Annotated in this window: 26 protein-coding genes and 1 pseudogene; 9 read left to right on the top strand and 18 right to left on the bottom strand. The window is 71.5% G+C overall.

Annotation, left to right across the window (positions count from 1 at the left end; translation table 11 throughout):
• Nucleotides 1–3 precede the first annotated feature (3 nt).
• Entirely contained in the window at nucleotides 4–678 is a 675-nt protein-coding gene (locus ACTOQ1_RS12935) for a response regulator (protein ID WP_440066857.1), read from the bottom strand.
• Between the two features lie 215 nt (nucleotides 679–893).
• On the opposite strand from ACTOQ1_RS12935, the gene ACTOQ1_RS12940 reads away from it, so the two are divergent.
• Complete coding sequence (locus ACTOQ1_RS12940) at nucleotides 894–1,259, top strand: hypothetical protein (RefSeq protein WP_440066858.1); 366 nt, start codon at nucleotides 894–896, stop codon at nucleotides 1,257–1,259.
• A complete protein-coding gene (locus ACTOQ1_RS12945) occupies nucleotides 1,256–1,510 on the top strand; it encodes a hypothetical protein (protein ID WP_440066860.1) in 255 nt (84 codons plus the stop codon). Before ACTOQ1_RS12940 ends, ACTOQ1_RS12945 begins: the two co-directional genes overlap by 4 nt.
• A 42-nt stretch (nucleotides 1,511–1,552) precedes the next feature.
• Here ACTOQ1_RS12945 and ACTOQ1_RS12950 read toward each other — a convergent pair whose 3' ends face one another.
• Nucleotides 1,553–2,011 (bottom strand): Lrp/AsnC family transcriptional regulator, encoded by a 459-nt coding sequence (locus ACTOQ1_RS12950; RefSeq protein WP_362692404.1) that lies wholly within the window; start codon nucleotides 2,009–2,011, stop codon nucleotides 1,553–1,555.
• A 167-nt stretch (nucleotides 2,012–2,178) separates the two neighbouring features.
• Here ACTOQ1_RS12950 and ACTOQ1_RS12955 point away from each other — a divergent pair, with 167 nt between their 5' ends.
• Entirely contained in the window at nucleotides 2,179–3,393 is a 1,215-nt protein-coding gene (locus tag ACTOQ1_RS12955) for a M20/M25/M40 family metallo-hydrolase (RefSeq protein WP_440066862.1), read from the top strand.
• A 55-nt stretch (nucleotides 3,394–3,448) separates the two neighbouring features.
• Here ACTOQ1_RS12955 and aspS read toward each other — a convergent pair whose 3' ends face one another.
• Both aspS and ACTOQ1_RS12965 read right to left on the bottom strand, forming a co-directional pair.
• Nucleotides 3,449–4,780, bottom strand: a complete 1,332-nt coding sequence (gene aspS, locus ACTOQ1_RS12960; RefSeq protein WP_440066864.1) for an aspartate--tRNA(Asn) ligase — start codon at nucleotides 4,778–4,780, stop codon at nucleotides 3,449–3,451.
• 504 nt (nucleotides 4,781–5,284) lie between these two features.
• Entirely contained in the window at nucleotides 5,285–6,061 is a 777-nt protein-coding gene (locus ACTOQ1_RS12965) for an SDR family oxidoreductase (RefSeq protein WP_440066866.1), read from the bottom strand.
• Nucleotides 6,062–6,241: 180 nt separating this feature from the next.
• On the opposite strand from ACTOQ1_RS12965, the gene ACTOQ1_RS12970 reads away from it, so the two are divergent.
• The gene (locus tag ACTOQ1_RS12970; RefSeq protein ID WP_440066868.1) at nucleotides 6,242–7,075 is read left to right on the top strand and encodes a helix-turn-helix domain-containing protein; all 834 of its coding nucleotides are present in this window, start codon (nucleotides 6,242–6,244) and stop codon (nucleotides 7,073–7,075) included.
• A 247-nt stretch (nucleotides 7,076–7,322) separates the two neighbouring features.
• On the opposite strand, the gene ACTOQ1_RS12975 is transcribed toward ACTOQ1_RS12970, so the two are convergent.
• From ACTOQ1_RS12975 to ACTOQ1_RS12990, 4 genes are all read right to left on the bottom strand, one after another.
• Nucleotides 7,323–7,757 carry a cupin domain-containing protein gene (locus tag ACTOQ1_RS12975; RefSeq protein WP_440066870.1) on the bottom strand — a complete coding sequence of 145 codons (435 nt, stop codon included), beginning with the start codon at nucleotides 7,755–7,757 and terminating at the stop codon, nucleotides 7,323–7,325.
• A gap of 676 nt (nucleotides 7,758–8,433) precedes the next feature.
• A complete protein-coding gene (locus ACTOQ1_RS12980) occupies nucleotides 8,434–9,675 on the bottom strand; it encodes an RNA polymerase sigma factor (RefSeq protein ID WP_440066872.1) in 1,242 nt (413 codons plus the stop codon).
• Entirely contained in the window at nucleotides 9,672–10,010 is a 339-nt protein-coding gene (locus tag ACTOQ1_RS12985; RefSeq protein ID WP_440066874.1) for a YciI family protein, read from the bottom strand. The genes ACTOQ1_RS12980 and ACTOQ1_RS12985 overlap by 4 nt, the downstream gene beginning before the upstream one ends.
• A gap of 7 nt (nucleotides 10,011–10,017) precedes the next feature.
• Nucleotides 10,018–10,386, bottom strand: a complete 369-nt coding sequence (locus ACTOQ1_RS12990) for a YciI family protein (RefSeq protein WP_440066876.1) — start codon at nucleotides 10,384–10,386, stop codon at nucleotides 10,018–10,020.
• 198 nt (nucleotides 10,387–10,584) lie between these two features.
• Between ACTOQ1_RS12990 and ACTOQ1_RS12995 the strand changes: the two are divergent.
• A pseudogene (locus ACTOQ1_RS12995) lies at nucleotides 10,585–11,228 on the top strand (dihydrofolate reductase family protein).
• Between the two features lie 122 nt (nucleotides 11,229–11,350).
• Here ACTOQ1_RS12995 and ACTOQ1_RS13000 read toward each other — a convergent pair.
• On the bottom strand, nucleotides 11,351–11,785 hold the full coding sequence (locus ACTOQ1_RS13000) for a nuclear transport factor 2 family protein (protein ID WP_440066877.1): 435 nt from the start codon (nucleotides 11,783–11,785) through the stop codon (nucleotides 11,351–11,353).
• 94 nt (nucleotides 11,786–11,879) lie between these two features.
• Between ACTOQ1_RS13000 and ACTOQ1_RS13005 the strand changes: the two genes are divergently transcribed.
• The gene (locus ACTOQ1_RS13005; RefSeq protein WP_440066879.1) at nucleotides 11,880–12,449 is read left to right on the top strand and encodes a PadR family transcriptional regulator; all 570 of its coding nucleotides are present in this window, start codon (nucleotides 11,880–11,882) and stop codon (nucleotides 12,447–12,449) included.
• Between the two features lie 96 nt (nucleotides 12,450–12,545).
• On the opposite strand, the gene ACTOQ1_RS13010 is transcribed toward ACTOQ1_RS13005, so the two are convergent.
• From ACTOQ1_RS13010 to ACTOQ1_RS13020, 3 genes are all read right to left on the bottom strand, one after another.
• Nucleotides 12,546–14,936, bottom strand: a complete 2,391-nt coding sequence (locus tag ACTOQ1_RS13010) for an ATP-binding cassette domain-containing protein (RefSeq protein WP_440066881.1) — start codon at nucleotides 14,934–14,936, stop codon at nucleotides 12,546–12,548.
• Between the two features lie 249 nt (nucleotides 14,937–15,185).
• Nucleotides 15,186–15,596: a VOC family protein gene (locus ACTOQ1_RS13015; RefSeq protein WP_440066883.1), complete on the bottom strand. Its 411-nt coding sequence runs from the start codon at nucleotides 15,594–15,596 to the stop codon at nucleotides 15,186–15,188.
• A gap of 5 nt (nucleotides 15,597–15,601) precedes the next feature.
• Nucleotides 15,602–16,051, bottom strand: coding sequence for a helix-turn-helix transcriptional regulator (locus ACTOQ1_RS13020; protein WP_440066885.1), 450 nt, complete (start codon nucleotides 16,049–16,051; stop codon nucleotides 15,602–15,604).
• 368 nt (nucleotides 16,052–16,419) lie between these two features.
• Between ACTOQ1_RS13020 and ACTOQ1_RS13025 the strand changes: the two genes are divergently transcribed.
• Nucleotides 16,420–17,043 (top strand): hypothetical protein, encoded by a 624-nt coding sequence (locus ACTOQ1_RS13025; RefSeq protein WP_440066887.1) that lies wholly within the window; start codon nucleotides 16,420–16,422, stop codon nucleotides 17,041–17,043.
• A 73-nt stretch (nucleotides 17,044–17,116) separates the two neighbouring features.
• On the opposite strand, the gene ACTOQ1_RS13030 is transcribed toward ACTOQ1_RS13025, so the two are convergent.
• The 4 genes from ACTOQ1_RS13030 to ACTOQ1_RS13045 form a co-directional block, all read right to left on the bottom strand.
• Complete coding sequence (locus tag ACTOQ1_RS13030) at nucleotides 17,117–17,764, bottom strand: pyridoxamine 5'-phosphate oxidase family protein (RefSeq protein WP_440066889.1); 648 nt, start codon at nucleotides 17,762–17,764, stop codon at nucleotides 17,117–17,119.
• 1 nt (nucleotide 17,765) lies between these two features.
• On the bottom strand, nucleotides 17,766–18,761 hold the full coding sequence (locus ACTOQ1_RS13035; protein ID WP_440066891.1) for a hypothetical protein: 996 nt from the start codon (nucleotides 18,759–18,761) through the stop codon (nucleotides 17,766–17,768).
• A gap of 104 nt (nucleotides 18,762–18,865) precedes the next feature.
• Nucleotides 18,866–19,576: an alpha/beta fold hydrolase gene (locus ACTOQ1_RS13040; RefSeq protein ID WP_440066893.1), complete on the bottom strand. Its 711-nt coding sequence runs from the start codon at nucleotides 19,574–19,576 to the stop codon at nucleotides 18,866–18,868.
• 110 nt (nucleotides 19,577–19,686) lie between these two features.
• Nucleotides 19,687–20,541, bottom strand: a complete 855-nt coding sequence (locus ACTOQ1_RS13045; RefSeq protein ID WP_440066895.1) for an alpha/beta fold hydrolase — start codon at nucleotides 20,539–20,541, stop codon at nucleotides 19,687–19,689.
• Nucleotides 20,542–20,704: 163 nt separating this feature from the next.
• On the opposite strand from ACTOQ1_RS13045, the gene ACTOQ1_RS13050 reads away from it, so the two are divergent.
• A complete protein-coding gene (locus ACTOQ1_RS13050) occupies nucleotides 20,705–21,016 on the top strand; it encodes a phenolic acid decarboxylase (protein WP_440066896.1) in 312 nt (103 codons plus the stop codon).
• A gap of 2 nt (nucleotides 21,017–21,018) precedes the next feature.
• Nucleotides 21,019–21,381: a nuclear transport factor 2 family protein gene (locus ACTOQ1_RS13055; RefSeq protein ID WP_440066898.1), complete on the top strand. Its 363-nt coding sequence runs from the start codon at nucleotides 21,019–21,021 to the stop codon at nucleotides 21,379–21,381.
• Nucleotides 21,382–21,549: 168 nt separating this feature from the next.
• Here the strand turns inward: ACTOQ1_RS13055 and ACTOQ1_RS13060 are convergent, their stop codons facing one another.
• Nucleotides 21,550–22,020: an SRPBCC family protein gene (locus tag ACTOQ1_RS13060; protein ID WP_440066900.1), complete on the bottom strand. Its 471-nt coding sequence runs from the start codon at nucleotides 22,018–22,020 to the stop codon at nucleotides 21,550–21,552.
• Between the two features lie 39 nt (nucleotides 22,021–22,059).
• Nucleotides 22,060–24,813 carry a helix-turn-helix transcriptional regulator gene (locus ACTOQ1_RS13065; protein WP_440066902.1) on the bottom strand — a complete coding sequence of 918 codons (2,754 nt, stop codon included), beginning with the start codon at nucleotides 24,811–24,813 and terminating at the stop codon, nucleotides 22,060–22,062.
• Nucleotides 24,814–24,851 lie beyond the last annotated feature (38 nt).

Below are 24,851 nucleotides of genomic sequence, written 5' to 3' on the forward strand. Positions count from 1 at the left end.
GGCTCACACCGGCCCGAACCGGTACCCGAACCCACGCACCGTCTGCACGTAGACGGGCGCGGCCGAGTCGTCCTCGATCTTCGCGCGCAACCGCTGCACGCACGCGTCCACCAGGCGCGAGTCGCCGAAATACCCGTGCTCCCACACCGACTCCAGCAGCTGCTGGCGGCTGTGCACCCGGCCCGGCGTGCCGGAGAGCTCGAGCAGCAGGCGCAGCTCGGTCGGGGCGAGGTCCACCGGCACTCCGCGTTTGGCGACCACGATCCCGGCCCGGTCGATGGTCAGGTCCCCGTGCCGCTCCAGTTCCGCCTGGTCCCGGCCGATCCGCCGGAGCACGGCGCCGATGCGCGCCTCGAGCACCCTGGGCTGCACCGGCTTGACCACGTAGTCGTCGGCGCCCGCCTCCAGCCCGGCCACCACGTCCATGTCGTCGCCGCGCGCGGTCAGCATGATGATCGGCAGCTGGCCGGCGGCCCGGATGCGGCGGCAGACCTCGAAGCCGTCCATGCCGGGCAACATCAGATCGAGCACGACGACGTCGGGAAGGTCCGTACGCAGCCGCTCCAGCCCCTGCTCTCCGGACTCCACCGCGCGCACCCGGTACCCGTGCAAGGTCAGGGCCAGCTCAAGGCCCTCCCGCACGGCCGGGTCGTCCTCGATCAACAGCACTCGCGACACGCCCCCGAGTTTCACAGCACGCCCCCGTAACTCGCCCGCAGCTCGTCCGCCGGTCGATCCCATCCACTGTCGGCCGGCCGTGTGCCCGCCTCGTCTTCGCCGTGTCATGGTTGTGTCACGGCCTTGCCGACGGTCGCGCCGACGGTGGCCTCCGCCGACGAACGGTGACATGCGGCGGACAACGCGCGCGCATTCGGCACCAATCGTAGTTCGTCGTGAACGAGCCGCGCACGACCCCTCCCCGGCCCCATGACCGGCTGTTCACCCTGCTCCTGCCGCCATCCGGGCGAATCGATGACCGCACGTTCAGAACGTCAGGTCTCCTCGGGGTCGCTCCCGTCGAGGCCGCCCGCCGCATCGCGGCGGGCGGCCGGATGTCAGGGCTGGGCGTGCCGTCCCGCGTGGGCCAGCAGCCGGACGAACAAGGGGGCCGCAGGCAGGACGGGGACCGCCTCGGCGAACTGGCCGGCGCGGCGCTGGTCGTCGCCGACGCCGGTCTCGGCGTACTGCCAGACCGCGTGCACGACGTCGTCGTCGGCGATGTGGGGAGGTGGGCGCCGGTGGCGATGTCCCAGCCGTGAATCAGCGATTCCTGCAAGCTGATCGAGGCCGGCACGGCACCGGGCACGGTGGCGCCCATGAAGGCGTATCGGCGCTCCAGCGGGCCGGGCGCGGCGAAGGCCGCCACCGATCGTTCGGCGATCGCGCGGAAGGCGGCGGCGGGGTCGGCGCCGAGGTGGTCGGTGTCGGCCTGGCGCTGTCCATCGAGCTCGCCGATCAGTGCGTCGGGGTACGACACAAACGACGAGTTCGCCCTCCACGCCGGATCTGAGTCGCGCTGCCGCTGGTGACACGTTTCCTGGTGCGCCCCCGATCAGTCGAGAACCTTGATCTTCTTCATGGTCGGCTGGGAGATCACCCGGGCCACGCCGGGAATACCGATGATCTTCCCGGTCTGGAACGCCTCGTAGGCGGCGTAGTCGGCGACGAGAACGCGCAGGTGGTAGTCGGGGGTGGCGAACAGGCGGCGGAACTCGACGACCTCGTCGTAGGCGGCGATGGTCCTCTCCAGTTGCTCCAGGGTCTTCAGATCGCTCACGGCGACCTCGATGGAGACGATGACCTCCAGCCCGCCGCCGAGGATCCCGTGATCGACCGTCGCCCGGTAACCGGTGATGACGCCCGCCTCCTCCAGGCGCTTCACCCGGCGCAGGCACGGGGGCGGGGTGAGCCCCACGCGCCTGGCGAGCTCGACGTTGGTCAACCGGCCGTCCCGCCGCAGGTGGAACAAAATTTCGCGGTCAATGGCATCAAGTATGTTTTCATTGCTCATATTGCGATTCTAGAGTCAGAATCGGAAACCATATGAGGTTCATTTCAACCTAGAATTGCGTCAATTGCTTTTCCGGTGGCTGAACGCCCCGCTTTCCGTCGTGCACGCCCATATGGGCTCCGGGGGCGAGCCGCACCGTGACACCGTCCGACGAGAGGTGAGAACCCATGGCGAACCACGCCGCGCAGGTCGGAGCCTGGCTGGACGAACGGGCCGAGGAGATGGCTCTGCTTCTCGAACGTCTCGTGGCCGTCGACTCCGAGAACCCGCCCGGCCGCGCGCTGGGCCGCTGCGCGCGGGTGCTGCGCGAGGCGATGGACCGTCTCGGCCTGTCCCCGGAGATCATCGACCTCGTCGACCCGTCCGGTGAGCTCGAAGAGCCCTGCGTCGTGCGCGGCACCGCCGGCGACGGTGACAGGCTCGTCTACTTCCACGGCCACTTCGACGTGGTGCCCGCCCAGAGCCGCGGGCAGTTCACGGCCGTACGCCGCGACGGGAGGATCATCGGCCGGGGCGCGGCGGACATGAAGGGCGGCATCGTCAGCATGCTCTACGGCGCCGCGGCGGCCAGGGATCTGGGGCTGCTCGGCGACGGGCGGGTCGTCGTGCACCTGGTGTGCGACGAGGAGACCGGCAGCGTCGTGGGCGCCGGGCACCTGCGCGCCGCCGATCTGATCGAGCCGGCCGCGCTGGCCATGGTCACCGCCGAACCCAGCGGCGGCGCCATCTGGAACGCCGCCCGCGGCGCCGTCTCCGTCCGCGTCGACATCCGGGGCCGCGAGGCCCATGTCGGGCAGGCGAACCTCGGGGTCAACGCCTTCCAGCAGATGCTGCACATCGCCCGCCCCGTCGAGCGGTACGCCGCCGAGATGGCCGGGCGGCACACCGGCTTCCCGATGAGCGACGGCGACGCTCGCGGCAGCATGCTCGTCGTCGGCGGCCTGTCCGGCGGCGGCTCCAACTTCAACGTCGTGCCCGGCTCGGCCTTCTTCACCGTCGACGGCCGCTACAACCCCGAAGAGGATCTGGAGGGCGAGCTCAAGCGCCTGACCGGCCTCATCGAGGACGCCGCCCGCGAGATCGGCGCCGACGTGTCGATCCGCACGACCCAGCTGCAGCCCTCCGCCGGCACCGGGCGCGACCATCCCGCGGCGGTCGCGCTCGCCCGCGTCGTCGGCGACGTCCAGGGCGCGCCGGCCCGGTTCGAGATGTGCGCGGGCATCCTGGAGACCCGCTGGTACGCGCAGCTCGGCATCCCCGCCTTCGGCTACGGCGCGGGCCGCCTGGACGTCTCACACGGTCCCGACGAGTACATCGACGAGATCGCCATGCGCCGCTGCGCCGCCGTGTACGCCCGCTACGCGAGTGACATGCTGTCCTGACGAACCGGGTGCGGCCCCGTCCCGGTGGTGTCCCGGCGGGCCGCACCCGGAGGCGTCAGGGGGTCAGCCGGTGGAGGTCACGGGGGAACAGGGTGGCACGGCGGATGTTGTCGGCCCCCGTCAGCCGGGTGGTCCACCGTTCCAGGCCGAGGGCGAAGCCACCGTGCGGGGGCATCCCGTGCCGGAAGGCGGCGAGATAGCCGGCGTACGGCTCCGGCGACTCCCCGCGGGCCGCCAGGGCCGCGAGATAGTCCTCGTGGCGGTGCAGGCGCTGGCCGCCGGTGACGAGCTCCAAGCCGCGAAAGAGCAGGTCGAAGCTGTTGGAGTACTGCGGCCTGCCGGGCTCGGGGTGGGTGTAGAAGGGGCGTTTGGCCATCGGGTAGCCGGTGACGAACAGGAACTCGCTGCCGTGCTCGCGCAGCGCCCACCGCGACAGCCAGCGTTCGTGGGCCGGGGCGAGGTCCGGCTCACCCCGGGGGTCCTCATCGGTGTGGGCGGCCAGGAGTTCCTGGGCCCGGGCGAAGTGGATCTCCGGGATCCGTTCCGGGACGTCGGGCAGCTCGACGCCCAGCAGCGCGCACGCCTCGCCGGCGTGCTGTTCGACGGCGGCCGTCATGCCCGCGATCACCTCGCGCAGCACGGCCATCACCTCCCGGTGGTCGCCGACGAAGCCGAGCTCGGCGTCCAGCGAGGTGTACTGGGCCAGGTGCCGCGCGGTGTCGTGGGGTTCGGCCCGGAAGACCGGCCCGGTCTCGTAGACGCGCTCGAAGACCCCGACCATCGCCTGCTTGAAGAACTGCGGCGACTGGGCCAGGTAGGCGCGGGTGCCGAACCAGTCGATCTCGAACACACCGGCACCGGACTCGGTCGCCGAGGCCACCACCTTGGGCGTGTGGATCTCGGTGAAGCCGAGCGCGTCCAGCGTCGCGCGGAAACCCGCCACCGAGACCGCGGAGATGGCATGGGGCGCCCGCAGCAGCGGATGGCGCAGGGCGACCGGGGCATGGTCGAGGATGGTCGGCAGGGTGGCCGGTACCGCGGGACGGTAGAGGTCGAACGGCGGGGCGGCGGCCGGTCCCGACAGGGCGGTCACCGCCGGGGACGTCACCTCGGCTCCGCCGGGAGCCTGGGGGTTGGCGGTCACGGTTCCGGTGATCTGCAGGACGGTCTCTTCCGGGTGGCCGCCGGCCGCGGCCATGGCCTCGGGTTCGGTGACCACGGCCTGGACCAGGCCGGAGCGGTCTCGCAGGATGAGGAAGACCACGGATTTCAGGGTTCGCCTGCGGTGCAGCCAGCCCTGGACGGTCACCTGCCGGCCGATTCGCCGCGGGAGCTCCGCGGCCAGGGTTCTGGGGGTGGACGGGACAGTCGCGGATGAGGAGATCATCACAAACCTCTGGTCAGTGAGTGGTGATCCCTTGGGAGTGCGGGCGAGAAGGGAACTCGCGGTGCCACCGCACTTTCACCGCCGTGACGACGGCGGCCTCGATGGGCCCGGTGACGGGGGCCGGCCGGCGGGGCATTGGGCGCGCGGACGCCGTTTCTCCCCGCACTCGGGAGGGTCTTCGTCACCGGGGGCGGGGCCGCCTTCGCAGCTGCCGGCGGCTCTCTCCTGCCCGCCCTGATCCCGTGACTACTCGTCTCCGTCAATGCGTTGCCGGAAGAGTACGCGTGCGCTGTCGCGCATCGCAACCACAATCGCCGCGCGTCGCGGAGTACGCCGAGAAAGCCCACCGGCCCGTAGGGCCAGTGGGTTCCGGGGCCGGGCCGGGCCGGGCCGGCCGGTCGCCGGTCCGGCGGCGCCCGCCGGGGAGGATCGGGCAGGTGTCCTCGCGGCCCGTGGCCTCGGCAGGGGCGAGCGCGGGAGGCGGGCGCAGAGGGGTGAGCGGGGTCAGACGGGCCGGCGGGTGGGCGTGATCGTGATCCGCTGGAGGGTCGCGCGCGGCGGCAGCGTGGCGATGAAGCCGACGGTTTCCGCGATGTCCTGCGGCGTGAGCCACTCCATCGTCTTCCTGGAACATCTCAGCCACCGGAACGCACCGTTGCCGGTGACGTGGCGCCGTGGCCCGGTTTCGGCGACGCCCTGTTCGAGCCTCGACACCCGCACGTTCTTGGTGCCCAGCTCGACACGCAGGTGATGCGAGAGGCGGGTGACGTATGCCTTGGTACCGGAGTAGACGGAGAAGTCGGGGAAGCCGTTCCGCGCCGCCATCGACGAGGCGTTGATCAGATCGGCCACGCCACGCTCACCGGCGGCCCTGACCAGCTGCGGGGTGAACGCGCCGAGGACGTTCGTCAGCCCGGTGATGTTGAGGTCGATCTGACGCTTGCACGGATCGGCGACCGGCTCCTCGATCGGGACGGGCAGCATGACGCCCGTGTTGTTGATCAGCAGATCGGCGTCTCCCAGCTCGGCCGCCACCCGGCCGGCGGCCGAGCGCACCGCCGCGGCGTCGGTCACGTCAACGGTGATCGCCAGGGCGGTGCCGCCGTTCTTCCCGATCCGGGAGACCAGCCTGTCCAGCCGGTCCGCACTCCGGTCCAGGACGGCGACACGCGCGCCCAGCCCCGCCAGGTGTTCGGCCGAGGCCTCGCCGACGTCGCCGAAGGCGCCGGTGATGACCGCCACGCGGCCGGTCAGGGGCTTGACAGGGATCTCCCCGAACATGGGGCACACCTCCCAACGAGAAACGGATCAAGGGATGGGCCGTGGCCGGCAACCGTCCCATACATCCAGCACACCACCCCCGAGCCGCTTTTACGGGGCTTGAACAGGCCCTGAGCAGGCAGGTACCGGCAGGGCCACCCGGCGAAGGCGCCCCGCACCCGGCGGGTTCACACTGGAGACATGGACCGTGGTAGCGAGATCGCCGACTTTCTGCGCTCCCGCCGGGCCCGGATCACCCCCGGTCGGGCGGGGCTGGCGGATGACGGCCGCATCCGGCGGGTGCCGGGACTGCGCCGCGACGAGGTCGCCCGCCTCGCCGGAGTGAGCACCGAGTACTACACCCGCCTTGAACAGGGCCGCGCCAGAAACCCGTCCCCTGAGGTCGTCGCGACCCTCGCACGCGCGCTCCAGCTCGATCTCGTGGAGCGCGAGCATCTCACCGACCTGCTGGCGCGGCCCGTACCGGCCCCCCGTACCCCCGCCGGCCCGCAGCGGGTCCGCCCGGGCATGTACCTCACGCTCCAGGCCCTGGAGGGCGTCCCCGCCTTCATCCTCGGCCGGCGCACCGACGTGCTGGCCGCCAACCACCTGATCTGCGCGGTCCTGACGGACTTCGAGGCCATCCCCGCCCCCCGGCGCAACCTCGCCCGCTACTACCTCCTGGACCCGGACGCCCATGACCGCGTCGAGAACTGGGCGGAGGTGGCCGCCGAGACCGTCGCCATGCTCCGCTTCGAAACGGGCCGCCACCCGCACGACCGGCTGCTCGCCGACCTCGTGGCCGAGCTCAACCTGCGTTTGCCCCAGTTCACCACCTGGTGGAACGACCACCACGTCCTGCGCCGCACTCACGGCGCCAAGCACTACCGCCACCCCGTGGTCGGCGATCTTCATTTCTCCTACGAGACCTTCCAGCCTCCCGACGACCCCGACCAGACCCTGTGCGTCTACAACGCCGAACCCGGCTCCGCCACCGCCGAGGCCCTGCGGCTGCTGAGCGGCCGGACTCCATGAGGGACAAGTGCGGGGGTTTTTAAGGCACGCGAGCCGGGCCTTCAGATCAAATTCCCAGCGGGTACGCGAACGACCACCGGCCCCTTCAAGATCATTCCCTGGCGTACGGTTTCCCTGACCACGATCACCGGCAGCGGCGTGGCCCGCAGGAGCCCGCAGGCCATGACCTCCGCGCGAGACCGGCAGCGCGGCAGGCCGGTGCGGGAGGTCCGCGAACAGGGAGCAGCTCCGGCCTCCTCGCCCACGGTTATGGGCGAGGCGCTCGGCGGCCCCGGCGCTCTTCGAGTTCTTCCGCGCTCACCGGGATGAGCATCGGCTGTCCGGCCACACCGAACATCGTGACGACGAATTGGGTTTCGGCGTCCGGGAGGTTGTTGCCGTCCTGGTAGTGGATGAGGTCCCCGCCGGGCTCCCAGAACATCTCTCCCGCCTTGACGATCCGTTGCGGCTCGCCTTCCAGCTCGAAGATCATCTCGCCTCTGATCATGTATCCGTACGCGGGTCCCGTGTGGCGGTGCGGCGGGTTGCCCTCGCTGCCCGGCGGCAGTGTGACCAGGATTGCCATCGCCTCGGCGTTGTCCGGCATCGGCGGCGGCGATGGCACCGACGAGATGAGTTCGATCTTCGGCGGCGGAGTGGTCGCGTCGGGATTCTCGAGATGGTGTGTATGTGCGGTGCTCATGTGTTCCTTCGTCCTCTCCGGTCGTTTCCGTTGTCGGCCGAGACGAGCCCCGGCCCACCGGCGGGGATCGGCACATGACCAGGCGCGGCTCGCCGGTGAAGACGTCATACGGTCGTCTCGCGCAGGGGACGACGGCGAAGATCTGTCACTCCGCGAGCACGCGGTGGGCGCCCGGCGGCGCGACCCGGCTCTCGCCCTTGCAGGTAACGCACCGGCTCGCCACCGAGCCGGTTGCGCACAGTGCCCTCGATCACGAGGGCACTGCCGTGCCGAGGCGGCTCACCCCGGGGCGGGCCCCGGCCAGTCGGATTGGAATTATCCAAATTACATTTTCCAGGAACCTCGAAGGCTAACCGAGGAGGAATTCAAGTTTTGGCGATGATTTGCCCAACGTCGAATCCATGCGTTCAAGGGAACGGCGAACACCCCACCTTGCCGTGCCGCCCGCCTACGATGCCCGGCCCGCCGCCCATCGGCAGCGCCGGCGCGGTGCTCCCCAGCCGCCAGACGCACCAGCCGCCCACCGGCCCGCGTGAAGGTCTATGACAAGGGCCGGTGCGTCAAGTGCTCCGGCATGATCCGGGATGACGGACAGATCGGACTCAGCATGGCACTCCTGGCGACCGCTTGGCCCGGCACCACCTGGTTCCAGGGAGCAGCCCACGTACGCCGGCCGTCACCGGTCCAGCCTGCCCGCCCTGTCCCGCAGGTAGCGCTGTTCGGGAAGGCTCGTGGTACGCCGGGCCGCCAGCCGGTAGTTCTCTCGCGCGGCGGCGTGCTCGCCGGCAAGTTCCTGCAGGTGGGCGCGCACGGCGTGGAGGCGGTGGTGACGGGTGATCCGATGGTCGCCGTCCAGGCTTTCCAGCAGTTCGAGCCCGGCCCGGGGCCCGCGGGTCATCGCGACCGCGACGGCGTGGTTGAGCGTGGCCATCGGGTTCGGCGCGATCCGGGTGAGGATCGCGTACAGGATGCGGATCTGTTCCCAGTCGGTGTCCCCGGCTCGCGGCGCCTGGACGTGCAGCGCGGCGATCGCCGCCTGGAGCTGGTAGGGACCGAGGGCCGAGGCGGACATGGCGCCGGTGACCAGCGCGGTGCCCTCCTTGATCATGGCGGCGTCCCACCGGCTCCGGTCCTGCTCGGCCAGCGGCACGAGGGCGCCGTCCGGGCCGGTGCGGGCGACTCGGCGGGCGTCGGTCAGCAGCATCAGCGACAAGAGCCCGGCGACCTCGCCGTCGTCCGGCAGGGACCGGTGCACCGTCCGGGTGAGCCGGATCGCCTCCGCGGTGAGCTCGCCGCGGTGCAGGTCGGGTCCGGAGCCGGCGGTGTAGCCCTCGTTGAAGATCAGATAGAGCACGTGCAGGACGGCGTCCAGCCGTCCGGCCCGCTCCTGGGCGCCCGGCGTCTCGAACGAGGCGCCGACGGCCTTGATCCGTTGCTTGGCGCGGCTGATCCGCGGCGCCATGGTGGCCTCCGGCATGAGGAACGCCCGCGCCACCTCGGCGGTGGTGAGGCCGCCGACGGCGCGCAGCGTGAGCGCCACCTGGGAGGCGGGCGTCAGCACCGGGTGGCAGCACAGGAACAGCAGCGTGAGGGTGTCGTCGTGGTCGCGAGGGCTTTCGTCGCCGGGGGCCGGCGCGAGGCCGGCGTCCGGCGCCTCCCGCACCGCCGCGGCGGCCTCCCGGCGGCGGGCCTGCTCGCTGCGTACCTGGTCGATCAGGCGGCGGGAGGCGACGGTCACCAGCCAGGACCGCGGGCTTTCCGGGACGCCCTCGGCGGGCCACCGCGTCGCGGCCGCGAGCAACGCCTCCTGCACCGCGTCCTCGCACTCCTCGAACCCGCCGTAGCGGTGCAGGAGCACGCCGAGGACCCGCGGCGCCAGCTCGCGCAGCAGGTCCCCGAGGCGTTCGGACGCGTTCACATCTCCATCCCGGCCGCGTCCATCAGCGGCCGCACCTCCACGCCGCCGGCCTGACCGCTCGATATCAGGGTGGCCAGTTCCACGGCGCGCTCCCGGCCCTCGCAGTCCACCACGTAGTGGCCGGCGACCTGGTCCGAGGTCCGCGGGTACGGGCCCTCGGTCACCGTCACCACGCCGCCCCTCACCCTCACGACGGCGCCGATGGAGGGATCGGCGAGCGCGTGGGCACCGATCAGTTCCCCCGCCCGCCCGGCCACGGCCAGGAACTCCTCATGGTCGAACCCCTCCCCCGGCGGGTCCGCCGCGTCCAGGTAGAGACTCAGCAGGAACCTCACCGCGTGCTCAGCCGTCCGCCGTGGCCGCGTGGACCACCGGCCGCACCTCGACGCCCAGGCCCTCGACGCCGGCGTCCGGAATGAGCGCGGCCAGATCCAGGGCACGTTCCCTGTTCTCGCACTCCACCAGGTAGTAGCCGCCCAGGTACTCCTTGGCCTCGAGGTAGGGCCCGTCCGTCACCGCCGGGACGCCGCCCCGGACCTGGACCACGGCGCTTTGCGACGGGTCGGCCAGCGCGACGGTGCTGATCATCTCCCCGGACCTCCTGACGGTCTCCATGAACGCGCCGTGGCCCCTCATCACCTCGTCGCGCTCCTCCTCGGTCAGCGCGTCCCAGATCCTCGGGTTGTTGTGCATGATCAACAAGAATTTCACGTCGTCTCCTTCGACGGCCGGGCGGCGCCCCTGAGACGCCGTTCACCATGGAGTCGGCGCCGATGCCGCATTCTTGCGGTACCGGACCGCAAGAATCTTCCCGCTGCTTCGACTACCTCCAGAAAGGGGCGCCTGACCTGGGCGTTCCACCAGAAGGTATTTGCCGGCAGGTACTTGCCGGCTCCCGAAGGAGGACGCATGTCGCAGCTGTTGAGGGTGCAATGCTTCAATGTGTCGCAGGACGGGTTCGGCACCGGTGAGGGGCAGAGCCTGGAGCGGCCCTTCGGCCACGCGGACCCCACCCCCCTGTGGTCCTGGGCGAGCGCCACCGCCGGCTGGGTGAACCGCACCGACCCCGGAGGCACCCGCGGCCTGGACGACTACCTGACCCGCGCCCACACCAGCGGCATAGGGGCGGAGATCATGGGTCGCAACAAATTCGGCCCCAGCGCGGCCCCTGGGAGAACCACGAGTGGCAGGGGTGGTGGGGAGACACCCCGCCGTTCCGCACGCCGGTCTTCGTGCTCACCCACCACGAACGCCCGTCCTTCACCCTGGCCGACACCACCTTCCACTTCCTCGACGCGACACCGGCCGAGGCGCTGGCACGCGCGAAGCAGGCCGCCGGCGGCCGGGACGTACGCCTCGGCGGCGGGGTCACCACCATCCGCGAGTTCATCCGGGCCGACCTGGTCGACGTGATGCACATCGCCGTCGCGCCCGTCGACCTCGGCCGGGGCGAACGGCTGTGGGACAGCCACACCGACCTGCTCGACCGCTTCCACCTCGAGACGGTACCGAGCCCCAGCGGAGTCACCCACCTCCTGTTCTGGAGACGGTGACCAACGGTGACCACTGCCCCCGCACGATCGCACGCACCTGCCGCGATGAGCGCGTACCTGCCCGTCGCCCCCGGCACGGGCAGGTCGTCAGCCGTCGCAACGGTTCCGGGACCGCGGGCGCCTCAGCGGTCGGCCGGGACCGGGGCGAGGCCGTCGGCGACGAGACCGGCGAGGACCGCCTCCCCCAGGACCTGAACCGCGGACTGCGGGCGGACCATCACCGTGAGCTCCTTGATCAGGCCGGCCCGGTCGAACTGGAGGAGGTCCATGCCGTGGATCTGCTTGCCGCGCACGGTGGCCCGGAACAGCAGGACGGCCGACGGGGCCTCGGTTCCGTCGGCGCTGGTCTGCGCGGTGCCGTCGAAGTGCCCGATGTAGCGGAAGTCGTCCTCGAAGACGCGCAGCAGGACACCGAGGAGCCCCAGGACCATGGGCCTGCCCTCGAAGGGGGTGAACTTCACCGGGCTGTACACGCGGACGTCGTCGGTGAGCAGGGCGCCCAGCGCGGTGAGGTCGCGGCTCTCGACGGCGGCCCGGAAGCGGTCTGCGGTGGTCATGACTGCACCTCGATACTCAAAAAAGTGACTAATCAATTAATTGAGTATCATGGCGGATAGGCAACGGAAAAGAGGTAGAACGGGGGGCGAATCGGTGGCGTTGCGGCACGCCGTGCTGGCGGCACTGCTGGACGAGGAGCTCAGCGGATACCAGCTGGCCAAGGCGTTCGACATGGGCGTGGCGAACTTCTGGCACGCCCTGCCCCAGCAGCTGTACGCCGAGCTGGCCAAGCTGGAGAGGGAAGGACTGGTCGCCGGCCGGGAGGTGGTGCAGGACACCCGGCCCAACAAGCGCCTGTTCAAGGTCACCGAGACCGGCCTGGCCGAGCTGGAACGGTTCGCGGCGACCGCCGGCAAGCCCTCCTCCATCCGTGACGACCTCCTCGTCAAGGTCCAGGCCGCCGACCACCTCGACACCGACGAGGTGATCGCCCAGCTCATGGAGCGAGCCGCCTTCGCCGACGCCAAGATCGAACTGTTCTGCGGGCTGCTGCGGCAGATGCGCGGCGACAGGAGCGAGGAGGATTTCCTGCGCCACGGTGAACGCGTCGGCCCCTACCTGACCTGCCTGCGCGGCCTCGCCTTCGAGCGGGGCAACCGGGACTGGTGCCACCGGAGCGCGGCGATCCTGCGGGAGAGGCGGATCGCTCATGCCCGGCGGTGAGCACCCGCGCCACGTCGCCCTCCAGGCACTTCCCGATCCCGCGGGCGACCGCGGGATCGGGAAAGGCGCGGTCGCGCACCTCCTGCGGCTGCCCGGTCAGGCGCCGACGTAGGCCGCGAGGTGCTCGCCGGTGGTGGTGGAGCGGGCGGCGACGAGGTCGGCGGGGGTGCCCTCGAAGACGATCCGGCCGCCGTCGTGGCCGGCGCCGGGACCGAGGTCGATGATCCAGTCGGCGTGCGCCATGACCGCCTGGTGGTGCTCGATGACGATCACCGACTTGCCGGAGTCGACGAGCCGGTCGAGCAGGCCGAGCAGCTGCTCGACGTCGGCGAGGTGCAGACCGCTGGTCGGCTCGTCGAGGACGTAGACGCCGCCCTTCTCGGCCATGTGGGTGGCCAGCTTGAGCCGCTGCCGCTCGCCGCCGGACAGCGTGGTGAGCGGCTGGCCGAGGCTGAGGTAGCCGAGCCCGACGTCGGCGAGCCGGCCGAGGATGGCGTGCGCGGCCGGTATGCGCGCCTCGCCGGCGCCGAAGAACTCCTCGGCCTCGGTCACCGACATCGCGAGCACCTCGCTGATGTCGCGGCCGCCGAGGTGGTGGTCCAGCACCGATGCCTGGAACCGCCTGCCCTCGCACTCCTCGCAGGTGGTGGCGACGCCGGCCATCATCCCCAGGTCGGTGTAGATGACGCCGGCGCCGTTGCAGTTGGGGCAGGCGCCCTCGGAGTTGGCGCTGAACAGCGCCGGCTTCACGCCGTTGGCCTTCGCGAACGCCTTGCGGATCGGCTCGAGCAGTCCGGTGTACGTCGCCGGGTTGCTCCGTCGCGAGCCGCGGATCGCCCCCTGGTCGACCGACACCACCCCCGCGCCCGCGGGGACCGACCCGTGCACGAGCGAGCTCTTGCCGGAGCCGGCGACGCCGGTGACGACGACGAGCACCCCGAGCGGGATGTCGACGTCGACGTCGCGCAGGTTGTGCGCCGTCGCGCCGCGGATCTCCAGCGCGCCGGTGGGCTTTCGCACCGTCTCCTTGAGGGTGGCCCGGTCGTCGAAATGGCGGCCGGTGATGGTGCCGCTGGCCCGCAGCTCCTCGACGGTTCCCTCGAAACAGACGGTGCCGCCCGCCGTACCGGCGCCGGGGCCGAGGTCGACGACGTGGTCGGCGATCACGATCGTCTCCGGCTTGTGCTCCACGACGAGCACCGTGTTGCCCTTGTCCCGCAGCCGCAGCAGCAGGTTGTTCATCCGCTGGATGTCGTGGGGGTGCAGGCCGACGGTGGGCTCGTCGAAGACGTAGGTGACGTCGGTGAGCGAGGAGCCGAGATGGCGGATCATCTTGACGCGCTGCGCCTCGCCGCCCGACAGCGTGCCCGAGGAACGGTCGAGCGAGAGGTAGCCCAGCCCGATCTCCACGAACGAGTCGAGGGTGTGCCGCAGCGCGGCGAGCAGCGGCGCCACCGACGGCTCGGCGAGGTCTCCGACCCATCCGGCCAGGTCGCTGATCTGCATCGCGCACGCGTCGGCGATGTTGATCCCGCCGATCCGCGACGACCGGGCCTCCTCGCTGAGCCGGGTGCCCTCACACTCGGGGCAGGTGGTGAAGGTGACGGCCCGGTCCACGAACGCCCGGATGTGCGGCTGCATCGCCTCCCGGTCCTTGGACAGGAACGACTTCTGGATCTTCGGGATCAGCCCCTCGTAGGTGAGGTTGACGCCGTCGACCTTCACCTTGACCGGCTCCTTGTAGAGGAAGTCGTGGAGCTCCTTCTCGGTGTACTTGCGGATCGGCTTGTCCGGGTCGACGAAACCCGACTCGGCGTAGACCCGCACGGTCCAGAAGCTGTCCGACTTCCAGCCGGGGATGGTGAACGCGCCCTCGGCGAGCGACTTGGAGTCGTCGTAGAGCTGGGTGAGGTCGATGTCGGAGACCGCGCCCTGGCCCTCGCAGCGCGTGCACATGCCGCCGACGCGGGTGAAGGTCGCCTTCTCGGTCTTGCGGGCGCCGCGTTCGACCGTGATCGCACCGCTCGCCCGGACCGTGGGGACGTTGAAGGAGAACGCGTTGGGCGAGCCGATGTGCGGCTGCCCGAGCCGGCTGAAGAGGATGCGCAGCATCGCGTTGGCGTCGGTGGCGGTGCCGACCGTGGAGCGGATGTTGGCACCCATCCGCTGCTGGTCGACGATGATCGCGGTCGTCAGCCCTTCGAGCACGTCGACCTCGGGCCGCGCCAGCGTCGGCATGAAGCCCTGCACGAAGGTGCTGTAGGTCTCGTTGATCAGCCGCTGCGACTCCGCGGCGATCGTGCCGAACACCAGCGAGCTCTTGCCCGAGCCGGAGACGCCGGTGAACACCGTGAGCCGGCGCTTCGGGATCTCGACGCTGACGTCCTTGAGGTTGTTCCCGCGCGCGCCGTGCACGCGGATCAGGTCGTGGCTGTCGGCATCGTGCGGCGCGGGCGACGGCGTATCCGTCCTGGCAGCCATGTTCATCGTGTCTCCATATATGTATAGGGGGGCCGCCTTCGCGGACTCCGCCGGCGTCGCCTGGCTCGATCTAACCAGCTTCGAGCGGTACGTCTGGTTTTTCCTTGTCGGTCCGGTGGAGGCGGGGCCGGCGGTGCGGCGTGGCCATCGGCGGCACCTCGCCGTCTCGGCCGAAGGGCGGCGGAACCGCGGCACGGCGCACCACCTGCCGAGGCGCCGGCCACCCGGAGGCCTCGGCCGTGGTCGCCGGAGGGGTCAGCGGAGCTCGTTGATGCGGAGCAGGTTGCCCGCGGGGTCGCGGACGGCGCAGTCGCGAACGCCGTACGGCTGCTCGGTCGGCTCCTGGACGATCTCGGCGCCGCCGGCCCGCAGCCGCGCGAAGGTGCCGTCGAGGTCGGCGGTGGCCAGGGTGATGCCGGCGTAGGTGCCCTTGGCCATCATCTCGGCGATGGTGCGGCGCTCGTCGTCGGTGACGCCGGGGTCGGCGGCCGGTGGCTCCAGGACGATGGACGTGCCGGGCTGTCCGGCGGGGCCGACCGTGATCCAGCGCATCCCCTCGTACCCCACGTCGTCGCGGACCTCGAAGCCGAGAACGTCACGGTAGAAGGCCAGCGAGGTGTCCGGATCGTCGTGCGGTAGGAAGGTGGCGTGAATGGTGATGTCCATGGCGATCACGTTAGGCGCGGCGCGGGGGCCGGCGCTTCTCGATTCCTGACGGGTCTGGTCACCCGTTTCGCCACGCACGGCGGCATCCCCGCCGTCGCGCGCGCCGCCTGGCGCCGGTAGGTGCTGGGCGGCATGCCGACCAGTTCGGTGAAGCGGGTGCTGAAGGTGCCCAGCGACGAGCAGCCGACCGCGAAACAGACCTCGGTGACGCTGAGGTCGCCACGGCGCAGCAGCGCCATCGCGCGCTCGATGCGCCGCGTCATGAGGTAGCCGTACGGCGACTCTCCGTAGGCTAGCCGGAACTCGCGGCTGAGGTGCCCGGCCGACATGTGCGCGCCGCGGGCGAGCGCCTCGACGTCCAGCGGCTGCGCGTACTCCCGGTCGATCCGATCGCGGACGCGGCGCAGCCGTGCGAGGTCACGAAGGCGCTGCGCCGGGACGGGTCTGCTGGTCACCCGCACAATCGTATGTCCCCCGCAATCGCCCGGTAACCTCGCGATCGGTTTCTCCGAGCGACGACGTCGCCTCGGGTCCCGATGCGTCGTGCGCGAAGCCGGAGGTGATCACGGCGCCGCCGCGACCGTCACCGGGCGCGCCGTGAGCCGCGCGCCTGTCGCGGCGAAGAGTGAAAGCGGGCAAGGTCCCGGACGCCGGCGGGTGCCCGATGATGACCGCGACGAGGTCCCTCACGCTCTCGGCGCCGCTTGAACTCGGCAGGCTCGGTCTCGCGGTCGGCGCACACGTCTCACGGCCGTACACTGGCGAACATTAGTCATAAATATTGACTATCCTAAATTTTTACTAGTTGCGGCCAGGGGAAGACATGACCGAGACGCTCGACCACGAATCGATCTTCGAGCAGGCGTGGCAGGCGCCGGGCACCACGTCGGTGGAGCTGCCACCGATACGGGTGAACGACGTGCTGCGCGACCGCTACGACACGCGGCCACCGTTCGCCTACACCGGCGCGCAGCTGTGGGACATGGAGGTCCGCAAGGCCGCGGCACCGGACAAGTACATCCCGACGGCCGTGAGAGCAGGCAGCGCCGAGAAGTTCCCGAGCGTGCGCCACGGCCGGTTCGAGGACTTCACCAGGGTGTCGGTACAGCGGCTGTGGGCCCACCCTGACCGGTACACGACGGTCATCGAGCACGTCCGTCTCGATCACCGGGACCGGCGCGCGTTCTTCATCGGCGCCGAGCGCTTCGAGGCGCCCGACGGCCGCGTCCTCACCGCCGGGACCGGGCAGCCGGTCTTCCATGTCGAACACTCCGTGACCGGTCCGGAGGACGACCCGCTCAACCTCTGGCGCATCGTCCACCTGACCGACGGGCCTGACCCGTCCCTGGCCGCCGCCTTCGACGACCTGGCAGGCGATCGATACCTGCGGGTGTTCATCGAGGTGCACCTCCGTGAGGATCTCGGACGCGAGCTCGTCCGTCGCTGAGGACGCGACCCCGGCCGGCCGGCGGCGGAGTGGCGAGCCGCTCCGCCGCGAGCGCGATCTCCTGCCCGGCATTTCAGTCCTTCGGGGTGACGAGTCGTTCCCGCAGGCGGCGGTTCTCCTCGCGCAGGTCTTCGACCTCCTTCTGGAGCAGTTCCAGCGCGGGCTTCAGCTCGGCCTGCGTCCAGCGCGGGGTGATGTGCTGGGGGCAGTTCCAGTCGTAGCCGATCACCCGCACGGTGATGACCCGCTCGACGTTCGCGCGGTAACCGGGCAGGGCGACCTGTTCCAGGAGCCGGGCGGCCCCTTCCTCGCGGGCGTCGACGGTACGGGCCTCGCCCAGGATCTTCAGCCGTTGCCGGTGGGCGTAGTCCATGAGGAACAGCGAGACACGATTCGACGCCTTGAGGTTGCCCGCAGAGACGTACTGCCGGTTGCCGCGGAAGTCGGCCCAGCCGAGCACGCTCGCGCCGTTCTCGGTGCCGAGCACCCTCAGGAAACCGGGTGGACCCCCGCGATACTGGACGTAGGGCCACCCGGTCTCGCCGACGGTACCGAGGTAGAACCCGTCACGCTCGCCGATGAACTCGGCTTCCTCCTCGCCGAGCACGCCGTCGGCGTGCCGGCCTGCCATCATGCGCCGCATGGCGCTGTGGCTGCCGTACTCCTTCTGAGCGGCCTCGACCGACGGCGTGGTCAGCTCGGCCAGATAGCGGTGCGGCATGTCACGCCCTCCCCGGACGGCGGGCGACCAGCCGCAGGGAGTGGCCGGCGATGACCGCGACGAAGGCGGTGAGAACGGCCACGAGGACACCGGTGATCACCTGCCACCCGGGGGGCCGGGCGAGCTGGAGCCACTCCCCGGCCAGCGCCACCGCGGCGGCCGACGGGAACGTGAACGACCAGAAGCCGAGGGAGAAGCGGAGCCTCCGGTAGCGCGGCAGCATGGCGGCCTGCACCAGCAGGAGCAGCACGCCGAGGCCGGCGATCGCCTGGGCGACGGGGTCCGCGGCATGCCCGTTCAGGGAGAACCAGGCCAGGCCCGCGACCGCCGGCGGGGCCGGCAGGATCGCGACGCTGGGCAGCAGCGCGTCCGGGAGGGCGGCGCGGAACATCAGGCGCAGGACGACGATCGCCGTCATGACGACGGCGAAGAAGGTCCCGACGCCGAACAGCGCCCACGCGAGGCCGCCATGGCCGAGTGTGTGAGCCACGTCGGCACCGACCAGCCCCGGCGCGACGGTCGGCAGCAGGTAGCCGGGATGCACGGCGTCGAGATCGAGGCGCCCCTCGAACCACGAGCCGAACAACCAGGCCGCGAGGAGCGCCGAGACGATCAGAGCGAGCAGGAACAGCGCCCGCCCGGCGCCGGGCGAGAAGGTGAAGAGGTCGGCGGCGAGCAGCATCGCGGTGACCGGGGCCAGCGCCGCGAGGGGCCCCTGCGCCGGATGCCGGAGCTGACTGCTCAGGCGTTGCCCGCTTCGGGCGCCCCGGACGAGGTGCGCGGCGAGCAGCCAGACCCAGGCGATCGCCGCCACAGCCCAGAACACCTGCGGAACCGCGCGTGGCAGGGCGAGCGCCGGGCCGGCCTTGCTCCACGCCTCGGCGAGACCGGCGAGGCCGAAGCCGATGGCGAGCGTGGTCAGCGGAAGCCTCTCCGGCGCCGGTCGGGGGGCGGGCGCTTCGGCCGGTGCGTGGCGATGGATGAGGGTGCTGGTCATGATGTCCTCCGGGGGCGGCGGCCGCGGGTGACGCGGACCGGGCCGACGGCACCGCCGGTGGCGGCGGTGCCGTGTCGGGTGAGGTGGTGGTCTCCGGGTGGCGCTCAGACGTTGGCGGCCCGCAGGACGAGGCCGGCGACCTCGTCCGGGTGGGAGGCGAACACCGCGTGGGAGGCGCCCGCGATGCTGACGACCTCGCCGCCGGCGCGCTCGGCCATGAAGTGGTGCGCGGCGGCCGGGATGTTCCTGTCCGCCTCGGCGATCAGGAAGAAGCCGGGCAGCTCCGTCCACGCCTGCGGGCCCTCGGCGGCTTCGTTCAGCGCGGCGGCGGTGATCGGCCGCTGGGTCGCGGCCATCACCCGCGTCGTCTCCTCGGGCACGTCGGCCGCGAACTGGTTTCGGTAGAGCTCCTGCGCGACGTACATGTCCTGGTTGCCGTCCGGCAGCGGCACCGGCCGCAGCGTCTCGGCAAGGGTGCTGCCGGGGAACTTCCCGGCCAGGCTCGCCCCGCTCTCGCCCGCCTCCGGAGCGAACGCCGCGATGTAGACCAGGGCGGAGACGTTCTCGGCCCCGGCGGCGGCCTTGCTGATCACCATCCCGCCGTAGGAGTGCCCGACCAGGACGACCGGGCCCTCGATGGTGTCCACCAGCGCACGCACCTGCGCCGCGTCGTGAGCCACCGAGCGCAGCGGGTTGGGCGCCGCGATGACCTGGTGCCCGGCGGCCCGCAGCCGCTCGGCGACCGGGCCCCAGCCGCCCGACTCCGCGAACGCCCCGTGCACCAGGACGATGGTCGGCTTCTTGTTCGTGGTCATGGCTTCCTCCGAAAGGTCTCTCGTTCGTGCTGACGGAAACCATGGTCGGCAGGACGCCCGTGGACAGCACCTGTCAGATGACCGTCGTCCAGACGGTCACCGCCGGCCAGTCATCCCCGCGACGGCGGCAGCTCCGCGATGATCTCGGCGACGCGGCCGGGAACGGACAGGAAAGCCGAGTGCGAGGCGGCGAGTTCGACGACGCCGGTGGGGTTCGCCGGGAACGCCGCGTCGGCCTGCGCGACGAAGAGCCGCTGCAACGGCGCCGGAATGGTGCGGTCCTCGGTGCACACGACGTACGTCCGGGGAAGCGAACCCCAGCCCGCCTCGGTGAGCGCGGTGCTCTCCACCACCATGGCCAACGGCGCGTCGCAGCTCAGCAGAGCCGTCGCGGCCGCCGCCTTCGCCTCGTCGACGTCACCGTGGAACGCCTCACGGATGGCCGCCCGGATCGCGGGATCGGGGCTGCGGGGGTCGATCCGCAGCGCGCCGGTGCTTCCCGGATCGCCGACCAGCAACCGCATGAACCGGTTGTCACTTCCCTCCGGCAACGACGGGTAGGCGAGGCACGGCGTGTCCGAGGCCGGCATGTACGCCGCCAGGTACACCATGTGCGCCACGAGCGCGGGTGCCCGTTCCGCCGCCCTGCTCAGCACCGCGCCGCCCATGCTGTGCGCGACCACGGAAACCGGTTTCCCGCCGCCCACCCGCTTCAGCTGGGCGATCAGCAGGTCGGCGGCGGCGTCGAGTCCCACCTTCGCCACCGGGGACGGTTCGGCGGCGAAGAGGACCGGGTCGAACGGGCGACGGCCCGCCGCGGCCGGCGGCACGGCGTGGAGCCCGTGCGCCGCCATGTCGACCGCGACCGCCGCACGCCCGCGCGCGGCCAGCTCGGCGATCACCTCGGTCCACGCCCATGCTCCGTGGTAGAAGCCGTGCAGCAGGACGACCGGCGTGTCCACCATGGCCCTCACCTCCGAAAACGCGCGATCCGCGAATACGCCACCGGACGATACCGGCAGCCGGTGACCGTCACGGTCACAGTCATCTGACAGGCGTTGCCCGGCGGCCTCGTCGCGACGATGGTTCTCGTCACCATGAACGCGACGCACAGCAAGGAGCAAGGCCATGACCCCAGAACTCGTCGGCCGGACATTCGCCGCCGACCTCGGCCGGCTGAAGGTGAAGCTGCCCTACGACACGGATTCGAAGATGACCTTCGTGGTCGCGTCGGGCGCCGCGATGGTGGCCGACGGTCACACCGAGACCGTCGAGGTGGAGATCGTCGAGATCCGCCCGCGGGTCTACCTGGTCTCCTGGCAGGAGGCCACCGGTGCGACCGTGGTCCACGTGGAGGACCTGGAGCACTCCGTCGTGCATTCGACCGTGACCCTCGACGGGCGGCTCTACCGCCTGGCCGGCACTTTCACGGAGGTCTGACGATGTCGAACAAGGAGATCCTCCGCACCGCCATGCGCGAGCTGTTCGAGGACAAGGACGTGACGGCGCTGGATCGCTACTGGGCCGAGCCGTACGTGCAGCACAGCCCGAACCTGCCCAACGGCCTCGACGGGCTGCGCGCGGCGGTGCCGTCGCTCGAAGGCTTCAGCTGGAACCCGGAACGCATCTTCGAGGACGGCGACCACGTGATCGCGCACAGCCGGGTGAGCGGCTGGATCCCGGAGGGGGACGCGGCGATCGTGGACATCTTCCGCTTCGAGAACGGCCGCATCGTCGAGCACTGGGACGTGGTGCAACCGTACGTCCCCGCGGACAGGACGGTCAGCGGCAACGCGATGGTGTGAGGCATGACGCGCGAATGAGGGGCTCGGACATCCGTTCGGGCCCCTCAAGGCGTGAGCGCGGTCGACGGCGCGAGGTGCCCGCACAGGTCACCGTGGTGCCGGTCACCTGGTGGCACGCCGAAAGCCGGCGACCGGGCCACCCGGTCACCGGCACACGGCGCGACGAACTCAGCCGAGCCGCTCCCCCCCGACCGGCGCCAGGGCGTCCACCCAGCTGCGCGCCAGCTCGGCCCGTCCGGCCGCCCGCAACAACGCCGCCGGTCCGCGGGACGCCTCCTCGAAGATCGCCAGCGTGCCGCCGTCCGGCTCCTCCAGCAGGAGCCACGACTGGTAGAAGCTCAGTTCGTCGCTCACCGCGGCCCAGCCGAAGCGGGTCGGGCGGACCAGCTCGCCGACGATCCCGTCCAGCATGTGCGGTGGTGCCACGACCACGAAGCGGCCGCCGACGGCGAGCTCGCCGGAGACCTCCGTGCGCTCGACCTCCCGCTGCCAGCTCGGCCACCTCTCGACGGCGACCAGGTGGGCGAAGACGGCGGCGGCCGGGGCCGCCACGCGGCGTTCGTGGCTGACGAAGCTGTCACAGCGGTCCGGGCCCCAGCCTGGGGGCCAGTGGACGCCGGGGTTCGGTTCTGCGCTCATGCCTTCCAGGGTCGCGCGCGCCGCCGCGCCCAGCACCCGTCACATGACTGTCTTGTCCGACCGGTCATGGGCGTTGAGCGCGTCCCGGAGCGCGGCCCGCGACGTGATGCCCAGCTTGGGAAAAATCTTGTACAGGTGGTCGCTGACCGTCCGGTGCGAGATGAAGAGCTTCTGCCCGATCTGCTTGTTGGTCAGTCCGGCGCCCGCCAGCTCGGCGATCTCACGCTCCTGCGGCGTCAACGGCGACCGGGCGTCCGGGCCCGAACGCCGGGTCAGCCCTGTCGCCCGCAGCTCGTTGGCGGCACGGTCCCGCCACGGAACGGCGCCCAGCGCCGCCAGGGCCTCGTGCGCCAGGGCGAGCTGCTCACGGGCCGCGCCGGTGTCGCGCAGCCGGCGCAGGCGTTCGCCGTAGGCCAGGCGTACCCGGGCCACGTCGAAGGGCCACTGCTCCGGATCCCGTACGGACAGCGCCGCCTCGAACAGGTCACGTACCGTCTCGTCGTCCGCCGTCAAGGCGGCCGCCGCGGTGCTCAGCAGGCACAGACGCGGCGACAACGCGCCCAGGCCCGCCTCGCTCAGCGCGACCGCGTGCGCCGCCGCCTCGGCCCGGCGCCCGGTGTGCAGGCCGGCTTCGACGAGGTCCAGGCCGGCCCACAGCGCGGTCGGCCGGTAGGGCGCGAGCCGGCCCGGCGGGCTGACCCGCGCCGCGTTCTGGTAGGCCGCCTCGTGCTCGCCCGCGCCGATCTCGGCGAGCGCCCGGGCCTGCGCCGCGAAGTACGTGACCCCGGTGGCCTGGTGGGCGATGGCCCACCGGTTCATCTCGTCGGTCAGCCGCCGGGCCGCCTCGACCTCTCCGGACCCCGCCGCCACGAGCGCGTGAACGTAGTGGAAGTACCAGTGGAAGAAGCGGAACCCGTGTTCGGCGCAGACGGCGAGGCCCTCGTCGGCCATCTTCCGCGCCTCGTCCCAGCGGCCCGCGGCGAAGCCGTCGAGGCCCAGGTGCATGAGTGCGCCGAGGTGGCGGCGGGCCGGCCCCTTGCCGTCCCGGCGCGTCCGGGCGAGATGCCGTTCCGGGCCGCGCAGCCGGGGAAGGCGGTCGGCGAAGACCGCGGCGGTGCCGATGCGGATGAGGCGGGTGGGGTCCTCGCCGGTGCCGACGGTGTCGATCAGCGCGTCGAGGGCGGCGACGTCGTCAGCGGTGGCCCGCGCGGGGTCGGAGAACACGGCCGCGTTCACCCGCAGCAGCGGCGGCGGTTCCGGCGTCAACCGGCCGACCAGGTCGTGGAAGGTGTGCCAGGCCTGTTCGGTGCCCACGTACCAGCTGATCAGCAGCAGGTTGAGCAGGGCCTCGACGAGGTCGGCGTCAGCCGCGGCGAAGCCGTGGTCGCCGGCCTCGATCGCGCCGGCCAGCAGCCGATGCGCGGTGGTCACGTCTCCGTCGGAGTTGATCAGCAGGTGCGCGGTCGCGGCCGCCGCGGGCAGCGAGTGGGTCTCCAGGGATCCGCCCCGCCGCGCGTCGCCCAGCAGCCGGCTCGCGGTCACCAGTTCCCCGCCGGCGTCCGCGCCGATGTAGGCCGCAGCGGCGAGCCGTCGGCTCCGGCCGGCCGGTTCGGGGCTGAGCTCCGCGGCCCGGGTCAGCGTGGTGACCGCGGCGAGCGCGTCGCCCTGCCGAAGCAGGACCTGCGCCGTGGCCTCGAGCTGGGCGGCGATCTCCTCGTCGGGCCCCACCGCCGACTCGGCGAGGTGCCGGACGCGACGCTCCGGTGCGTCGACGACCTCCGCGAGCGCGCCGTGCGCCCAGCGCCGTTCCCGTTCCGTGGACGCCTCGACCACCGCCGCCCCGACCAGCGGGTGCCGGAACGTCAGCCGGTGCGCGTTCAGCCGCACCAGCCGGTCCTCCTCCGCCGGGGCCAGGTCGTCGAGGTCGCAGGCGGCGCCGCCGGCCGTCCGCAGGCGGGCCAGGCCGGTGGTGCCGCCGAGCGCGCCGAGCAGCATCATCAGCCGGCACCGCTCCGGCAGGCCGCGCACCCGGGCGGTGTACATCGCCTGCAGCCGCTCGGACAGCGGCAGGACGTCGGGCAACGTGGTGAAGTCCGCTCGCTGGTCGCCGTCCAGCGCGGACGGCAGTTCCAGCAGCGCCAGCGGGTTACCCGCGGCCTCGGTGAGCAGCCGCCGCCGCACCGCCGGCGCGAGCTCCGGGAAGCGTCGGTCCACCAGGGTTCGCGCCGCCGGAGCCGGCAGCGGCGAGAGGACCAGTTCGGTCAGCCCGCTGTCGCGGAAGAAGCCGCGCTCACCCGACCGGCAGGCCACCAGGAAGACGATCGGGCTGCCGACCAGACGGCGGGCGACGAAGCCGAGCACCTCCGCGCTGGCCCGGTCCACCCAGTGCAGGTCGTCGACGAGGACCAGGATCGGCGTCTCGGCCGCGACGGCTCGCAGCCACAGCAGCGCCGCGTTAGCCACGACGAGCCGGTCCGGTACCGGCCCGACCTCGAAGCCGAGCGCGCAGCGCAGCGCGGTGCGGTGGTCGGGACCGAGCGAAGCCATCTCGTCGCCGAGCGGGAACAGCAGCTGGTTGAGCGTGGAGTAGTTGATCTCCGCCTCGAACTGCACGCCGGCGGCCCGCAGGACGCGGACGCCGCGTTTCGCTTCGCCGGCCGCGAACTCGTCGAGTAACGCGGTCTTGCCGACTCCGGCCTCACCGACGACGAGCAGCGCGCCGCCGCGCACCCCGGCGCCGTCGAAGAAAGCCCGGATCGAGCTGACGTCCTCTTCGCGGCCGATCAATTCCACTGCCTGATCCTCCAGAAAAGCGGCGGGCTCGGTACGTA

This window comes from Streptosporangium sp. OZ121 (genome assembly GCF_051918885.1).
In the GTDB taxonomy this organism is placed as follows: Bacteria; Actinomycetota; Actinomycetes; order Streptosporangiales; family Streptosporangiaceae; genus Streptosporangium.

Excerpts from the sequence above, each read along its gene's own strand:
- ACTOQ1_RS12950 (WP_362692404.1), bottom strand. The coding sequence starts at position 2,011 with ATGAGCAATGAAAACATACTTGATGCCATTGACCGCGAAATTTTGTTC.
- ACTOQ1_RS12955 (WP_440066862.1), top strand. The coding sequence starts at position 2,179 with ATGGCGAACCACGCCGCGCAGGTCGGAGCCTGGCTGGACGAACGGGCC.
- aspS (WP_440066864.1), bottom strand. The coding sequence starts at position 4,780 with ATGATCTCCTCATCCGCGACTGTCCCGTCCACCCCCAGAACCCTGGCC.
- ACTOQ1_RS12965 (WP_440066866.1), bottom strand. The coding sequence starts at position 6,061 with ATGTTCGGGGAGATCCCTGTCAAGCCCCTGACCGGCCGCGTGGCGGTC.
- ACTOQ1_RS12970 (WP_440066868.1), top strand. The coding sequence starts at position 6,242 with ATGGACCGTGGTAGCGAGATCGCCGACTTTCTGCGCTCCCGCCGGGCC.
- ACTOQ1_RS12975 (WP_440066870.1), bottom strand. The coding sequence starts at position 7,757 with ATGAGCACCGCACATACACACCATCTCGAGAATCCCGACGCGACCACT.
- ACTOQ1_RS13000 (WP_440066877.1), bottom strand. The coding sequence starts at position 11,785 with ATGACCACCGCAGACCGCTTCCGGGCCGCCGTCGAGAGCCGCGACCTC.
- ACTOQ1_RS13010 (WP_440066881.1), bottom strand. The coding sequence starts at position 14,936 with ATGAACATGGCTGCCAGGACGGATACGCCGTCGCCCGCGCCGCACGAT.
- ACTOQ1_RS13015 (WP_440066883.1), bottom strand. The coding sequence starts at position 15,596 with ATGGACATCACCATTCACGCCACCTTCCTACCGCACGACGATCCGGAC.
- ACTOQ1_RS13025 (WP_440066887.1), top strand. The coding sequence starts at position 16,420 with ATGACCGAGACGCTCGACCACGAATCGATCTTCGAGCAGGCGTGGCAG.
- ACTOQ1_RS13030 (WP_440066889.1), bottom strand. The coding sequence starts at position 17,764 with ATGCCGCACCGCTATCTGGCCGAGCTGACCACGCCGTCGGTCGAGGCC.
- ACTOQ1_RS13035 (WP_440066891.1), bottom strand. The coding sequence starts at position 18,761 with ATGACCAGCACCCTCATCCATCGCCACGCACCGGCCGAAGCGCCCGCC.
- ACTOQ1_RS13040 (WP_440066893.1), bottom strand. The coding sequence starts at position 19,576 with ATGACCACGAACAAGAAGCCGACCATCGTCCTGGTGCACGGGGCGTTC.
- ACTOQ1_RS13045 (WP_440066895.1), bottom strand. The coding sequence starts at position 20,541 with ATGGTGGACACGCCGGTCGTCCTGCTGCACGGCTTCTACCACGGAGCA.
- ACTOQ1_RS13050 (WP_440066896.1), top strand. The coding sequence starts at position 20,705 with ATGACCCCAGAACTCGTCGGCCGGACATTCGCCGCCGACCTCGGCCGG.
- ACTOQ1_RS13055 (WP_440066898.1), top strand. The coding sequence starts at position 21,019 with ATGTCGAACAAGGAGATCCTCCGCACCGCCATGCGCGAGCTGTTCGAG.
- ACTOQ1_RS13060 (WP_440066900.1), bottom strand. The coding sequence starts at position 22,020 with ATGAGCGCAGAACCGAACCCCGGCGTCCACTGGCCCCCAGGCTGGGGC.